Here is a 14,800-nt window from a genome sequence, read left to right as displayed (position 1 = left end):
CGTGACCGAAATCCTGTTCTACCACCTGACAGAATCCAAGCTCGAAGACGCGCTGCCGCCGTTGCTCGACCGTTGTGTCGAGCGCGGCTGGCGTGTCGTCGTCCAGACGCTGAACGACGAGCGCCGCGACATGCTCGACAGTCATCTGTGGACCTATCGGGATGACAGTTTCCTGCCGCACGGCACCGATGCGACGGAGTTTTCGGGCGACCAGCCGATTCTCCTGACGGCAGGCGAGGGGAACGGCAACGCCGCCACCGTCCGCTTCATCATCGACGGCGCCATGCCGCCACCGGTCGGCGACTATGAACGGGTGGTGTTCATGTTCGATGGATACGATCAGGAACAGCTGGAAGGGGCGCGGGCGCACTGGAAGGTGCTGAAGGGCGAGGGGCACACGCTGACCTATTGGCAGCAGAATCAGGACGGGCGCTGGGTGAAGAAGGCGTGATGCTTTCGGGCATCAATCGAAGAGGCCAAGGATCGTGCCGTTAGCCTCTGGCTTGAACGTGGAAGGCGTATTGTTGCAGGAAGCGGTCATGAAAGTCGACGGCATCACGTCGGCTTTGCGCCCAATACCGGACATTGAAACTGAAGTCGACGGCTCTGTATGGTCGAGACAGCAACAATGGGACTGCATGATCTGCCTATGTCGTTGCGAACCAATGGCCGGATATCTCGGGGTATTTGAAGCTTCGATCCAACTCGACTGGGAGCAAAAAATCGGGACTGCCGTGGCGCAAGCTACAATCCACCTCGAAATCGCTGTCTGTATTCCGCCGGAGTGAGACCGACAATCCGATTGAATACTTTTCGAAACGCGCTCGGATCGATGTAATGCACTTTCCAGGCGACCGTACCGACGGGGTCTTGGGTAAACTGCAGGAGATCGCGGGCTTTATGCATGCGCAGGCGCTGCACATATTCGCCTGTGGTGTGGCCGGTAGCCTTCTGGAACCTGCGCATGAAGGTGCGCTCTTCAAGACCAGCCTGTTCGGCAAGGACACCTAGCCTGGTCTCTTTTCCTTCAATGGCCTGAAGCCAATGCTGGACCTTCAGGATGGCCGCGTCACCATGGTTCAGGCGCGGAGAAAAGGCGCTATAGTAGCTTTGCTCTCGACCGGGGGGATCGACCAAGAATGCACGAGCAGTATCCAACATCACGCTAGGACCGAGAAAGCGTTCGATCAGCTTGAGACTGAGGTCGATCCAGGCCATCACGCCGCCGGCTGTCAGAATATCACCGTCGTCGATGATGATCCTGTCCGTGTTGATCGAGACGCCGGGAAACGTTCGGACAAGTTGTTCCTCATAGGTCCAGTGGGTCGTGACCGTTCGCCCCGCAAAAAGTCCCGTCTCGCCTAGAAGGAATGCTCCCTTGCAGACCGAACCGAGCACCGAGCCCTTGGCGTGTTGCTCGCGAAGCCAATCCGCATAGACCTCTGCCTCGGCCGTCGGAGGCAGATCGCCCAATCCGGGCGGAACAATGATCACCGTTGGGTGTCCAAGTGCTCCCGGCAGGGTGTCGTAGGTTCTCTCGGGTGCACTCTGGCCTGCAGCTGTGCGCCAATGGCTAATTCTTAGTCTTAACTGGTTGCCGCCGCCTCGCTCGCGCGCACGAGCCTCGGCGGCGGCCAAGAGGTCGGTCATCCCGAGCACCGAGGCTGTCTGTGCGCCCTCGTAGTCTACAATGCCTATCTCAGGAATGAGCTCATCGTTGTCCATATCGACCCGCCATTTGTCATTACCGCCACTCACATGGTGCAAATGACGCGACTATTCTAGCTCATCACTTCAGAAAAGGAGATGCCTGATGGGCAAACGCGCAGTGGTCATCATCGACCTCCAAAAGGATTATCTGGGTTCGGGCCGGTTTCCGCTGGTGGGGATCGATGCGGCAGTATCAAAGGCGACGCAGGTTGTAGAGGCTGCCCGGAACAAGGGTGACATCGTCATCCATGTCCGGCATGAGAGCCCCGCAGAAGCACCGTTCTTCGCTATCGGAACCGAGGGCACGGAGTTTATTCCGGCGATCGCCCCGGCTGAAGGCGAGACGGTGATTACAAAAAATTACCCCAATGCGTTTCGCGAAACGAACCTTGCCGGCGTCCTCAATGCCTCGGCAGTAGAGGATGTCGTTCTGGTCGGCGCGATGAGCCATATGTGCATCGACGCAACCGCACGGGCCTCAGTCGATCTCGGCTACCGTACTACCATTGTCGAAGATGCCTGCGCCACACGCGATGTCGAGTTCAGAGGTGAAGTCGTTTCCGCCGCCAAGGTCCACGCAGCCTACATGTCGGCACTCGCGTTCGCCTATGGCCAGGTGCTGTCTGCCGCCGAACTCGCCTCGCAGAGCAAAAACTGATCGAAAGAGCCTGTCATGAATATCAAAACGAACTCCGTAACACGACGACATACGCTGATGATCGGCGGCGCGGCCCTTGCCTCGTCGTTGATATCGCCCTCTCTCTCCCTGGCCGAGACCGCGACCAAAGGCGGCAACGCGAAAATCACCCAGGTCCGCAACGCGACCCTTCTCGTCGAATACGGTGGAGCACGGTTCCTCGTCGACCCGATGTTATCCGACAAGGGCGCGTTTCCGGGTTTTCCTGGAACGGCCCATAGCCAGCTTCGCAACCCGCTCGTCGAACTGCCGATGCCCATAGACAGGATCATCGATGTCGACGCAGCCATCGTCACCCATCTACATCCCGATCACTGGGACGAAGCGGCGAAATCGAAACTGCCAAAGTCTCTGCCCATCTACGCCCAGAACGATACGGATGCCGCGCTGATCAGGAAGGATGGTTTCAGCGATGTCCGTGTGCTTTCGGGCACGTCGGAGTTCAAGGGCGTGAAACTGACAAAGACTGAAGGTCAGCACGGCTCGGATGCAACACTTGCTGTTGCAGGTGAGGTCCTCGGAAAGGTCTGCGGCGTCGTGTTCAGCCATCCAGATCAGAAGACGATCTATCTCGCAGGCGATACCGTTTGGAACAGCTTCGTCGCAAGCAGTATGGCCCAGCACAAGCCAGATGTGATCATCCTCAACACGGGCAACGCCGTCGTGCTCGGGTTGGACCCGATCATAATGGGACGCGAAGACGTCTTGGCCGTCCATAAGGCCGCCCCGGCAGCCAAGATCGTCGCGACGCACATGGAGGCGATCAACCATTGCATCCTCAGCCGTGCTGATCTGAAAGATTTTGCCGACAGACGCGGTTTCGCGGGAAGCCTGCTCATCCCAGCCGACGGGGAAACCCTAACCGTCTGAGCTATAGGCGAGGATTGCTGAACATACCATCAACAACAAGTTAGGCCGCGGGGCATTGCGGCCTAACTCTGCAATTGCGATGCCGAACTCCCCGGTGTCCGCTCAGGGCCGAAAGCGGACATCGTGCCGTTGTTGCAAAATGGGCATCCGGCGGCAGCTGAATGTTTGTGCTGCAAGCGGTTCGATCTCAAAATATGCGTTGGTTCCACATTCAGTTAGAGGCCGCGGATCGCTTCACGGCCCCTTTGATGTTGGAGGCAGACTGAAGACTCAATCGAAAAACGCGTCGACGAATTTGCGCCGTCCGAGCATGAAGGCGTCGGCGACGTGGCGGAGCGGGGAGAGATCGACGTCCGACGTCTTCGCCTTGATGATTTCGGCGAAGCGGGCGTAAAGCGCTGGGTATTCCTGCTCCGGTTCGTCATGCACCAGCTTGCCGTCGATCGACAGTTTTGCGCCGCCTTCGGAGAGAACCATCATGCCGGCATCGGTTTCGGCGACGATGTCCCAGCTCTGATGGCCGGTCTGGCGCCAGTCGAATTCTGCCGAGACCGGCAGGTTGTTGGCGTCGCTGAAGACGATCGAGGCAGCGATCGGCGCATCGCGGTTTTCCGGGAATTCCAGCGTTGCCGAGGTGATGAACAGCGGGTTCGGCAGGATATGGGTGACGATCGACAGGGCGTTGATGCCCGGGTCGAAGACGCCGAGACCGCCGGCGGCCCAGATCCAGTCCTGGTTCGGATGCCAGTGGCGCACGTCTTCCTTCCAGATCACCTTGACATCGTTGATCTTCGTTGAAGCCAGGAAGGCCTTGGCTGCCTCGACAGCGGGCGCATAACGCGAGTGCCAGCTGGCAAACAGCGACAGGCCTTTCGAATCCGCAAGCGCTTGAAGGTCGGCGACTTCGCTCAGGGTCGCACCTGGCGGCTTTTCGAGGAAGACGTGCTTTCCTGCTTCGAGTGCCGTACGGGCGGCGGCATACCGAAACTGCGGCGGCATGCAGAGCGAGACGGCATCGATGGCCGGAACCGCGTCGAGCATCGCCTCGATCGACTTGAAATTGTCGATGCCATCGACGACGCCATGGCGGCTGGCGGCGGCGATCAGCTTGTAGTCGGCATTCTTGGCGATGGAGGGAAGGTGTTGGTCGCGGACGATCTTGCCGACGCCAACGATCGAGATATGAATGGGGCTCATGATGTGTCGCTCGATTTGTATGACTTTTATGGTGGGCTTTGTAGCAGAAAGACGGTTCCGGGCAAGCGGCTGTCGCAGTCTGTAAACGATGACTTGCAGACAATCGTCTTTGCCGGTGGTGGACAATAGCCAAGCTGCGCTATTTGGGTAGTCTGCATTTTGAAACAGGAGTCGCCATGTCCCCGATCATTCGAAAAGCCAGCCGCGCCGATCTCGATATCCTGATAGACTGGGCTGCGACGGAGGGCTGGAACCCCGGTTTCGACGATGCGCCGGCGTTTTGGGCGGCGGATCCGGACGGCTACTGGATTGCCGAAGAGGATGGCACCATGGCTGCGGCACTGTCGCTGGTGCGCTACGACGAAACCTATGCCTTTCTGGGTTTTTACATGGCCCATCCCGATTATCGCGGGCAGGGGATCGGTCTGGCGCTATGGCAAAGGGCGCTTTCGGAGGCAGGCAGCCGAACGGTGGGGCTGGATGGGGTGGTGGCCCAGCAGGACAATTACCGCAAGTCCGGGTTTGCCTATGCTCATGCCAATTTCCGCTACGGCGGCGAGGTTGTCTGCACCGAGCCGCCCGGCACGGAACTGGTTTCTGTCTCGCCCGTCCTTGTGCCGATGCTGGCCGATTATGACGCGCGGTTCAATCCGGTGCGCAGAGATGCGTTCCTGCGCGAATGGCTGAAAGCCATGGATACGCGCGAAAGCTTTGCTCTCCTGCGCAATTCCGAAGTCGTTGGTTACGGGACGATTCGCGCCTGCCGCGAGGGTCACAAGATCGGTCCGCTGTTTGCCGACAGCGAAACGAACGCCGATCTGATTTTCCGCAAGCTGGTGACCAGTGTCGGCGGTGGCCAGGTTTATCTGGATATTCCCGAGCCGAACGCGGCCGCCCGCGCGCTGTGTGATCGCTACAATCTAAAGCCGGTCTTCGAAACGGCGCGGATGTATCGCGGCCCTGCGCCGGACCTGCCGCTCGGTCAGATCTACGGAATTACCACTTTCGAGTTGGGATAGGGCGCGTCAGTTCCAAAACGGCAGGTTGCGATGGCTGCCGAAGATGACGATGCTGACGAACACCGCAATCACCAGAAGCACGACGAGGGTCCAGAACAGGCGGTTTGACGCCGGTTCCTCCTCGATGAAAACCGGCTCCTTGTTGCGCAGCGCATTCATCGCGTGCCTGGGATCGCCCCATTTGACGCGCCGGAACCGGAAGGCATTTTGCGATTCGTGTTTCATGGAACGGAAAGTTAAAGCCTCCATTTGAACGGTGACTTAAAGGTTTTGGTAAAATTTTAGTGTTTGCTTGTGGATGCCGGTTCAGGCGGTGCGGCCCGCCTCCACATGCAGCCAACTTCGAAAGCTTGCGGCCAGCGGGCTCGCTTTCAGAGGCGAGAGGACGAAATAGGCAAAGCCGGGCGGTCCTGCAATCGACAAGGCGAACGGACGCACCAGCCGGCCCGCAGCAAGATCGTCCGCCACCAGCGCCTCGTCGCCAAGCGCTATGCCCCGGCCGTCGATCGCCGCCTGAAGGGCAAGATGGGTATCCTTGTAGAGCAAACCCGGTTGCGGATCGAAACCATCGACGCCTGCCGCCAGCATCCACATGCCCCAGTCTGGCCAGACGACGCCCTGTCCGCTCCAGGACTGGTGGATCAACGGATAGCGGAGAATATCCTCAGGCGTTGAGACGGCCGCGCCGCGCTGCAGCAGTGCGGGACTGCAGACCGGAAAGATGACGTGCTCGAACAGCCGGCCGGCCTGCAGGCCGGGATAGACGCCGGGTCCGAAGCGTATCGCCACATCGACCTCGTCCCGGTCGAAATCCTGCACGTCGCAGGTGACGTTGAGGCGGACTTCGGCGTTGGGTTCCTTCGCTGCGAACCGATCCAGCCGCGGCACCAGCCACTTCGCCGCAATCGAGGTCGGTGCTGTGACGTTGAGGCGGAATTTGTGCTGCTCCTGGCTTTTCCGGGCCTGGCTGGCAGCACTTCTAAGGCTTGCCAGCGCGTCGGAGGCGGCTTCGCAGAGGATTTCTCCGGCCCGGGTAAGTTCCAGCGACCGTCCCTTGCGGACGAACAGCGTCACGCCAAGCTGCGCCTCGAGTTCCTTGATTTGGTGGCTGACGGCCGCGGGCGTGAGCTTTAATTCCTCGCTGGCACGGGTGAAGTTGAGATGCCGCCCGGCCAGTTCGAGCACCTGCAGCGAGCGCGTTCCGGGAATGTGTCGAACCATGAGCGGAGCTTCAAATAAAACTAACAGTTACGGATAGAATTATGCGCTTTCACGAAGCGAAACAATGCTGAATATCCCACTGCAAGCCATCACGGCAAAATGGATTTGAAAGACAGGGCATGCAGCGCGCACCGGACGGATTTTCATTCCCCTTCATCGCCGGCTGTGTGGCCATGGTCAGCGTTACCTATGGCATGGGGCGATATGCCTATGGCCTCTTCCTGCCGTCCATTCGCACGGACTTCGATGTTGGCACTGTCGATCTTGCCCTGATCGCAAGCCTCAATACCGCCGTCTATCTTCTGGCAACCGTCATTGCTTCGGCGAGCGCCATCTATTTCCGGCCGCGGACCGTGATTGTCGCGGCGGGCCTGATCACCACCTGCGGCCTGCTGCTAACCGGTCTTGCGACACGCTTTGAAGTCGCGGCTGGTGGCATCGTCCTTGCCGGGATCGGTGGTGGCATCCTGTCGCCTGCGATGTTCGAGGCAATCGAAGCCTGGCTGTCGGCGCGATGGAAGACGCGGGCCATTGCGGCGGTCAACGCTGGCGCGGCACCCGGCCTGATTGTCACCGGATTGGCGGCCTACTGGCTGCAATCGTCCTGGCAGCAGGTCTGGATCGCCATGGGCGTCATTGGCCTCGCCGTGACGCTGTGGCAGGCTTGGCTTCTTCCCGAGGACCGGCTGCACCGAGAAGGGGGGCAGGCAAGGTTGCCTCTCCGTCCGGGGCTATTTTTGCGCGCCATATGTCTGCCGCTCTATCTGTCGCTTTTTGTCTATGGATTGCTTCTGAGCACCTATCTGACCTTCGCCGTCGACCTCATCGTCTCGACCGGCGGCATGTCCTTCCCGGCCGACCGGCTCTTCTGGGTTCTGCTCGGTGTCGCCGGACTGCCGGCGATGTTCACGGGGGAGGCGGTGCGGCGGTTTGGTGTCCGGGGCTTGCTTGCGATCAGCATGCCTGTCTGCGGCCTATCCTACTTGCTGCTTACCGTGGCGCCAGGCAATCCGGCTGCCGTGTTCACGTCAGCCATTCTGTTCGGCGTCTCGTCCATCGCCCCGGGAAACGGGTTCCTCGTCTGGGGCATATCGCTCTTCCGGGACCGGCCGTCGGTGGGAGCGGGAACGGTGTTTTTCGTTCTGTCGCTTGCAATCATCGCCGGACCGGTGCTCGCCGGACTGATGGCGGAGCATTTCGGCCCGTTGGCATTCTTCTATCTTCTGGTGCTGTTGCCGGTGCTGATTGTTCCGCTTTTTCCGCGCCAAATTTTCGGCACAGAGAAAACCGCCGCGGACGAGGAGGAGCTGCCCGCCGCACAATCGCAGGACGCCTGAGATTTGCGGGTGGCCGGTTAGCGCTGCCGCGCGATTGCCTTTCGCAGGACCTCAAAAATGCGGCCGTCCTGGCACTGGGAGACATTGAACCGCAGAAAGCTGGTGGCCGACTGCGACAGGCTGAAGACGTTGCCGGGGGCAAGGACGATGTTGCCGGCCAGCGCTTCGCGGGCGATCTCTGCCGCATCAAGGCCATCCGGCAACTGGCACCATAGAAACATCCCGGCCTGCGGCTCGATCCACGGGACGAGCCCAAGGTTCTTCAACCGGGCGCAGACGTCAGCCATGGCGCGGGAAAGGCGCAGGCGCAGCCCCTCCATGTGTTTCCGGTAGCTGCCGTCGCGCAGCACATTCAGCACCAGTTCGGCGGTCAGGGGGCCACCGCCGAATGTGGTGGCGATCTTCAGGTCGATCAGTCCTTCGATCCAGTCCGGGCGGGTGGCGATGAAGCCGCAGCGCGCCGATGCCGACAGCGTCTTGGAAAAGCTGCCGATATGGATGACGCGTTCAAGCCCGTCGAAGGCAGCCAGCCTTGGGGCGGCCACATGCTCGAAATCGGCGAAGATATCGTCCTCGATGATGGTCAACCCTGCCTGTTCGGCGAGTTTGAGCACCCGGTGCGCCGTCACCGGCGACAGCGTCGCCCCGGTCGGGTTGTGAATGGCGGAATTGGTGATGTAGAGCCGCGGCTTGTGCTCCTGCAGCACCCTCGCGAATTGCTCGATATCCGGGCCTGTGGGCGTGTAGGCAACGCTGACGATGCGGGCGCGATGGGCACGCAGCAGCGCATGAAAATTGAAATAGCAGGGATCGTCAATCAAGACGGTATCACCCGGCTCGAGCAGAAACCGGCACAGGAGATCCAGCGCCTGGGTTCCCGATTCCGTCAGCATGATCTGGCCCGGCGAGGCGTCGATGCCGTGATCGCCCATTCGGCGCGCAATCAGTTGGCGCAACGGTGGCAGGCCAAGCGGCGTGCCATAGTCGGCGAGCGAGGGGCCGTCGGCGCGCGACAGGGTTCGCAAGGCGCGGCGCATGCCGTCGTCCGGCAGCCAGGAGGGCGGCAACCAACCGCATCCCGGCTTGAGATCATCGCTGGCTGCATCGAGCGACTGGCGCGACACCCAGAAGGGATCGACCGCCCGGTCCAGCTTCGGCCCGGCTTCGGACACGGCAAACGGGGCGGCCTGGCTTGCCACATAATACCCGGAGCCGGGACGCGGCTGGATCACTCCTTCAGCAGCGAGCCGGTCATAGGCCTCGACCACGGTGGAGGTGGAGACCTGCAACGTCCGTGCAAACGCACGGATCGACGGCAGCTTGTCGCCTGATGTCAGGCTGCGGCCCGCGATACGTTGCCTGATCGTGGCGATGACCATGGCTATCCGGGTGCCGCTCTTCGTTTCGTCAGCCATCTGTATGTGATCCGATACCATAACAGTTTTGCCAAACTGTATAGGAGTGTCGCTGGCTTTGCCAGCCACCGCCGCCGATAAGGGGAAAACGAAGGAGTGTCGGATGGACCGGGTGGCGAGCGGGTGGATCAATGGATTGATCGGCGTGGTGATCTTCAGTGGCTCGCTGCCCGCGACCCGCGTGGCGGTGATGCAGTTGGATCCGGTATTCCTGACGGTGGCGCGCGCGGCGATTGCCGGTGTCCTGGCTCTCTGCCTGCTTGTCGTCTTCCGGCAGAAGCGGCCGTCGCGAAACGATATCATCTCGCTGATAGTGGTTGCCCTCGGCGTGGTCGCCGGCTTTCCGCTGCTGACGGCACTGGCGCTGCAGTATGTCACCTCGGCGCATTCCATCGTCTTCGTCGGCCTGCTGCCATTGGCGACGGCGATCTTCGGCGTTCTGCGCGGTGGCGAGCGACCGAAGCCGGCCTTCTGGATATTCTCCGTACTCGGCAGTGCAGTGGTGGCCGGTTTTGCTCTGCTGCAGGGCGGCGCGTCGTCACCCGTAGGCGATGGACTGATGCTTGCCGCCATCATCGTCTGCGGGCTCGGGTATGCCGAAGGGGCGAGACTGTCGCGGACGCTCGGCGGCTGGCAGGTGATCTCCTGGGCGCTCGTCCTGTCGCTGCCGGTGATGATCGCCCTGTCGATTGCCTTTATGCCACCGACATTCTCTGATGTCGCATTGCCCACCTGGCTCAGCCTTGCCTATGTGTCGCTGTTCAGCATGCTGATTGGTTTCATCTTCTGGTATCGTGGCCTTGTACAAGGCGGCATCGCTGCGGTCGGTCAGTTGCAATTGCTGCAGCCGTTCTTTGGTCTGGCGCTGGCGGCAACCCTTTTGCATGAGCCGGTGAGTTCCATGATGCTGGCGGTCACCGTCGCGGTCATTCTGTGCGTCGCCGGTGCGCGAAAATTCGCCCGGTAAACAAGATGGCTTTGCCTGTGGCTAATTGAGTTCCCGCAAACGAGCTTTTACACTTCGGTGTTCATCGAAGCATTCCGGCGTTACGGTCGCTATAACAGGATGGAATTTGACAATTCCTCTGAGGCGAGACGATCATGACTGCGGACACGATAAACCTGAGGAAAGAGCTGGCGCTGCTGCTGGGGCTCGCAACGCTCTGGGGTGCATCCTACACTTTCATCAAGATCGGTGTGGAGACCATTCCCCCGATCACGCTGATTGCCACCCGCACGCTGATCGCCGGCTTGTTGCTGCTGGTGGTTCTGCATTTTCGGGGGCTCTCTCTGCCAAAGGACAGGGCGACATGGGGCCGGTTCCTGTTTCAGGCGTGCCTGAACAGCGCGATTCCCTTCACCCTGATTGCCTGGGCGGAAAAAACCGTCGATGCCGGTCTGGCGGCGATCCTCAATTCGACCACACCGATCTTCGCCTTTCTGCTGACGGCGCTGTTGACGCGTCACGAACCGGTGACGGGACGCAAGCTTTTTGGCGTTGTCGCGGGTATCGCGGGAATTACCCTGGTCGTTGGCCTCGGGGCGTTGAACGGGGCGGGTGAACAAATACCGGCCCAGCTTGCGATCGTCGCCGCGACGATCTGCTATGCCGGTGCCGCCATCTTCGGCCGCGGCTTCAAGGCTCTCGATCCGATGATGCCTGCGGCGGGATCGCTGATCTGCGGTGCTTTCATCCTGATGCCGCTCAGTTTTGTCATCGACCGGCCATGGACGCTGGCGCCTTCCGTAGCCTCCATTCTCGCGCTTCTGTGCCTCTCGGTGTTTTCGACGGCGCTGGCCTTTGTCATCTATTTCCGGCTGGTGCACACGCTTGGTTCCGTCGGCACGACCGCACAGGCCTATCTGCGCGTGCCCATCGGGGTCGCGATCGGCGTCATCTATCTGGGGGAGAGCATCAGCAGCACAGCCTTGGTGGGGCTTGCCTGCGTGATCGCCGGCGTCATGGCCATGACCATCCCGGGCAGGAAACGGCCGTTGGCAGCGTGAATGCCAAGATGCGCGCACGGGTAGGAGACGGGACTGGTTCCCCTCAGAACCTGGGCGTGGAATGCATGCAGCCGCAAAGCCGGCTGCGCAGTGAAATTGCCCGGCTGACTTTTGCGATCACCCAGCCGGAACGCGCCGCAAGCCGCCATCATCGGGCATTGCCGGGTTGATCCAGCGGACGCTAATTCGCCTTGGGCTTGCTGGCGGGCGAAAAGCTCAAGGTGAGCCAGGTATTCCAACCCTCTGGACGGTTCTTCGCCCCGAACTCGTAAAAGCCTTTCAGATTGACATAGCCTGCCGTCTCGTCGCTGACGGCGAATTTGTATCCGACCTGTGGCCCAATGCCGAACACACGCGACTTGAAGTCGCCGAGAGAAGCGCCTTCGCCGCTATCGCCACTCAATTGCTGAAAGGCATAGCCGACGACCCCCACATGGAGCTGTTCATTGAGGAAGTGCGAGGCAGCCCAGTCGATATGGCCATCGATCCCGTTTTTATAGTCCGTGTCGGGATTTTCGAAATTGTAGGTCAGGCCGCCTGTGATCGAGAATTCATTGCCGGACGCGGGATTGAAATAGGTATAGCCCACGCCTGAATCGATGGCAGCATGCCCGAACCCGGCATTGACGATGCGATCGGCATCATAGGACCCGACTGGCAGGCTCACAGTCGTGTAGACCATGTAGTTGTTGACGCCGTCGTTCCATTTCAGCGTTCCGAACGGCGCAATGTCTCCAAATGCGGTCAATGTGTCGCTGCGGCTTCCGGAAATAGTCCCGCCGAGAGGGCCGGTCAGCGTCGCATCGACTTGTGCCCGGCTGCGCAGCACGGGCAACAGCATCCCGACCGAGGCCTGCGCACCATCCAGAACAGGCTCCGCGAAGGTGTAGGTCGGAACGAAAAACACCGCATCGCTCCGTCCCTCAAGGCCGACGTCGACCTGACCTCCGCCACCGCGGGGGAAAGCCGCGTCTGCCCCGGCATCGACGCTCGTGTGGAAGTAGACGGTTGCAAGTGACCAACCCGGTTCCGTCGGCGCGGAAGCAAAGCTGCCATAGAAACCTGGCAGATAGACGCTGATGCCCCCTTCATCCGCATAAGCGGCAGAGACTTGTGTCAACAGAGCCGCCAGCCCCAGCCCGATGGCAGAGCGTGTACGAAGCCGGGAAGTTGACCGGTGGCGTCTATTTGGCGTTGTCATGTCATCTTCCCCCTAAGCACATTGCCTAGATATACCGAGTCGGGCGGATGCCCGCTAGCCAGTTCGATAAATATGAGGGGATCCGCTTGAATTGCCGCAAAGTGGTGTTTGTGGTAATTCGCGTTGAAAATACACCTTCGCGGCCTGAGGCGCGTCGCGCCTCTGTTGCAGGCAGCGCCGATCCTGATAGCAAGTCCACGCCCCGATGGGGCCGTCGATCAGCTCGCCATCGCCTCTTCATACTCGGTCGACAGTTCCATCCAGTGCTCTTCGGCCTTGGACAGTTTGCTGACGACCTCTGCGCGTTCCTTGACCTTGGCCGCTGCCTTGGCTGGAAATTTCTCGTAGAGGTCCTGGTCTTCAAGCTCCTTGTCGAGAACCTGAATCTGTTTCTCCAGCTTTGCCGTCAAGGATTCAATATCGTTGATCTTTTTCTTCAAGGGGGCAAATGCCGCCCGCTTGTCGGCTGCGGCCTTGCGTTGCTCGGCTTTGGACCGGTTGTCTTCGACGGCTGCGCCCTTGTCCTTGTTGCCCTTGCCGCGCGAACTCTGGACGATGGTTGAGCGATAGTCTTCAAGGTCGCCGTCATAGTTGGAGACGGTGCCGTCTTTCACCAGCCACAGCCGGTCGGCCGTCGCCTCGATCAGGTGCCGGTCGTGCGAGATCAGAATGACGGCGCCGGTATATTCGTTCAGCGCTTGGATCAGCGCATTGCGGCTGTCGATATCCAGATGGTTGGTCGGTTCGTCGAGGATCAAAAGGTTCGGCGCATCGAACGCGGCAAGCCCCATCAGCAGGCGGGCTTTTTCGCCACCAGAGAGATCCTTGGCAGGCGTGCTCATCTTGGCAGTGGCAAGCCCCATCTGGGCGACGCGGGCGCGCACCTTGCCCTCGGTCGCACCCGGCATGCGCTGGCGCACATGCTCGACTGCATCATGTTCGGGGATCAGGTCGTCAAGCTGATGCTGGGCGAAGAAGCCGATCTTGAGTCCCGGTGCCACCTGCACCGAGCCGCCGGTCGCGGGAAGACGGCCGGAGATCAGCTTGGCGAAGGTCGATTTACCATTGCCGTTCGAACCGAGCAGCGCGATGCGGTCGTCCGTATCGATCCGGAGCGACAGATGCTGCAGGATCGGCTTGCCCGGCGTGTAACCGACGGTGCCGTTTTCCAGCGCGATGATCGGCGAGGCCGCTTCCTTTTCCGGATCAGGGAACTTGAAGCCCTGAACATGATCTTCGATGACGGCCGAGACCGTCCCCATGCGCTCCAGCGCCTTGACGCGCGACTGCGCCTGGCGGGCCTTTGATGCTTTGGCCTTGAAGCGGTCGATGAACGACTGCAGGTGCTTTCGCGCCGCATCGTTCTTTACCTTTGCCTTGGCCTGCAACTCGTTGGCTTCGGCGCGCTGACGCTCGAACTGGTCGTAGGAGCCCCGATAGAAGGTCAGCTTCTGCTGGTCGAGATGGATGATCGCGTTGACCGCGGTGTTCAACAAATCGCGGTCATGGCTGATGATGATGACCGTGTGCGGATATTTGGCGATGTAATCCTCAAGCCACAGCGTGCCTTCAAGGTCGAGATAGTTGGTCGGCTCGTCGAGCAGAAGCAGGTCCGGCTCGGAAAACAAGACGGCCGCCAGAGCGACGCGCATGCGCCAGCCGCCGGAGAACGACGAGGCCGGCCGCAACTGCGCGGCCGCATCGAAGCCGAGACCGGCCAGGATGCTGGCGGCGCGCGATTCGGCCGAATGCGCCTGGATATCGGCAAGCCGCATATGGATTTCGGCAATGCGGTGCGGATCGGTCGCGGTCTCCGCTTCGGCCAGCAGCGCCTCGCGCTCCTTGTCGGCCTTCAGCACGATCTCGAGCAGCGGCTCCTCGGTGCCGGGGGCTTCCTGCGCCACCTGGCCGATACGGGCGTTCTTGGGGATCGAAACCGAGCCGGTTTCGGCTTCCATGTCGCCGGTGATGATTTTGAACAGGGTCGACTTGCCAGCCCCGTTCTTGCCGACGAGGCCAGCCTTGATGCCGGCCGGCAGCGCAACCGTGGCCTGGTCGATGAGAAGGCGTCCGACGATGCGGGCCGAAACGTTATTGAGCGTGATCATGGCGGCGTTTTGGCCGAA

15 protein-coding genes are annotated in these 14,800 nt (G+C 60.6%); 8 read left to right on the top strand and 7 right to left on the bottom strand.

The features are described 5' to 3' along the window. Position 1: 1 nt before the first annotated feature. Both ASC96_RS13250 and ASC96_RS32645 read left to right on the top strand, forming a co-directional pair. Positions 2–451, top strand: coding sequence for a DNA polymerase III subunit chi (locus tag ASC96_RS13250; RefSeq protein WP_060503526.1), 450 nt, complete (start codon positions 2–4; stop codon positions 449–451). 88 nt (positions 452–539) lie between these two features. Further along, a complete protein-coding gene (locus ASC96_RS32645; RefSeq protein ID WP_156393791.1) occupies positions 540–788 on the top strand; it encodes a hypothetical protein in 249 nt (82 codons plus the stop codon). Here the strand turns inward: ASC96_RS32645 and ASC96_RS13245 are convergent. Then, positions 745–1,758: a helix-turn-helix domain-containing protein gene (locus ASC96_RS13245; RefSeq protein WP_060503525.1), complete on the bottom strand. Its 1,014-nt coding sequence runs from the start codon at positions 1,756–1,758 to the stop codon at positions 745–747. The two genes, ASC96_RS32645 and ASC96_RS13245, sit on opposite strands and share 44 nt — an antisense overlap. Positions 1,759–1,813: 55 nt before the next feature. On the opposite strand from ASC96_RS13245, the gene ASC96_RS13240 reads away from it, so the two are divergent. Both ASC96_RS13240 and ASC96_RS13235 read left to right on the top strand, forming a co-directional pair. Then, on the top strand, positions 1,814–2,368 hold the full coding sequence (locus ASC96_RS13240; RefSeq protein WP_060503524.1) for a cysteine hydrolase family protein: 555 nt from the start codon (positions 1,814–1,816) through the stop codon (positions 2,366–2,368). A 15-nt stretch (positions 2,369–2,383) separates the two neighbouring features. After that, the gene (locus tag ASC96_RS13235; RefSeq protein ID WP_082512058.1) at positions 2,384–3,277 is read left to right on the top strand and encodes an MBL fold metallo-hydrolase; all 894 of its coding nucleotides are present in this window, start codon (positions 2,384–2,386) and stop codon (positions 3,275–3,277) included. Between the two features lie 270 nt (positions 3,278–3,547). On the opposite strand, the gene ASC96_RS13230 is transcribed toward ASC96_RS13235, so the two are convergent. Further along, the gene (locus ASC96_RS13230) at positions 3,548–4,474 is read right to left on the bottom strand and encodes a Gfo/Idh/MocA family oxidoreductase (RefSeq protein ID WP_060503523.1); all 927 of its coding nucleotides are present in this window, start codon (positions 4,472–4,474) and stop codon (positions 3,548–3,550) included. A gap of 176 nt (positions 4,475–4,650) precedes the next feature. Between ASC96_RS13230 and ASC96_RS13225 the strand changes: the two genes are divergently transcribed. Further along, positions 4,651–5,493, top strand: coding sequence for a GNAT family N-acetyltransferase (locus ASC96_RS13225; RefSeq protein WP_060503522.1), 843 nt, complete (start codon positions 4,651–4,653; stop codon positions 5,491–5,493). A 6-nt stretch (positions 5,494–5,499) separates the two neighbouring features. Here ASC96_RS13225 and ASC96_RS13220 read toward each other — a convergent pair whose 3' ends face one another. After that, the gene (locus tag ASC96_RS13220) at positions 5,500–5,718 is read right to left on the bottom strand and encodes a hypothetical protein (RefSeq protein ID WP_060503521.1); all 219 of its coding nucleotides are present in this window, start codon (positions 5,716–5,718) and stop codon (positions 5,500–5,502) included. An 81-nt stretch (positions 5,719–5,799) separates the two neighbouring features. After that, on the bottom strand, positions 5,800–6,714 hold the full coding sequence (gene gcvA, locus ASC96_RS13215; RefSeq protein ID WP_060503520.1) for a transcriptional regulator GcvA: 915 nt from the start codon (positions 6,712–6,714) through the stop codon (positions 5,800–5,802). 119 nt (positions 6,715–6,833) lie between these two features. Between gcvA and ASC96_RS13210 the strand changes: the two genes are divergently transcribed. Further along, positions 6,834–8,051 carry an MFS transporter gene (locus tag ASC96_RS13210; protein ID WP_060503519.1) on the top strand — a complete coding sequence of 406 codons (1,218 nt, stop codon included), beginning with the start codon at positions 6,834–6,836 and terminating at the stop codon, positions 8,049–8,051. 17 nt (positions 8,052–8,068) lie between these two features. Here the strand turns inward: ASC96_RS13210 and ASC96_RS13205 are convergent, their stop codons facing one another. Next, positions 8,069–9,487: a PLP-dependent aminotransferase family protein gene (locus tag ASC96_RS13205; RefSeq protein WP_060503518.1), complete on the bottom strand. Its 1,419-nt coding sequence runs from the start codon at positions 9,485–9,487 to the stop codon at positions 8,069–8,071. Between the two features lie 82 nt (positions 9,488–9,569). Here ASC96_RS13205 and ASC96_RS13200 point away from each other — a divergent pair, with 82 nt between their 5' ends. Then, on the top strand, positions 9,570–10,433 hold the full coding sequence (locus ASC96_RS13200; RefSeq protein ID WP_060503517.1) for a DMT family transporter: 864 nt from the start codon (positions 9,570–9,572) through the stop codon (positions 10,431–10,433). Positions 10,434–10,567: 134 nt separating this feature from the next. Then, positions 10,568–11,473: an EamA family transporter gene (locus ASC96_RS13195; protein ID WP_060503516.1), complete on the top strand. Its 906-nt coding sequence runs from the start codon at positions 10,568–10,570 to the stop codon at positions 11,471–11,473. Positions 11,474–11,654: 181 nt separating this feature from the next. Here the strand turns inward: ASC96_RS13195 and ASC96_RS13190 are convergent, their stop codons facing one another. Both ASC96_RS13190 and ASC96_RS13185 read right to left on the bottom strand, forming a co-directional pair. Then, positions 11,655–12,674 (bottom strand): transporter, encoded by a 1,020-nt coding sequence (locus tag ASC96_RS13190; RefSeq protein WP_060503515.1) that lies wholly within the window; start codon positions 12,672–12,674, stop codon positions 11,655–11,657. 218 nt (positions 12,675–12,892) lie between these two features. Continuing rightward, on the bottom strand, positions 12,893–14,782 hold the full coding sequence (locus ASC96_RS13185; protein ID WP_060503514.1) for an ABC-F family ATP-binding cassette domain-containing protein: 1,890 nt from the start codon (positions 14,780–14,782) through the stop codon (positions 12,893–12,895). Between the last annotated feature and the right edge of the window lie 18 nt (positions 14,783–14,800).

This window comes from Rhizobium sp. Root1204, from assembly GCF_001424965.1.
GTDB lineage: Bacteria > Pseudomonadota > Alphaproteobacteria > Rhizobiales > Rhizobiaceae > Pararhizobium.
Note: the sequence above shows the minus strand (reverse complement) of the source record. Positions and strands in the feature narration are given on the sequence as shown.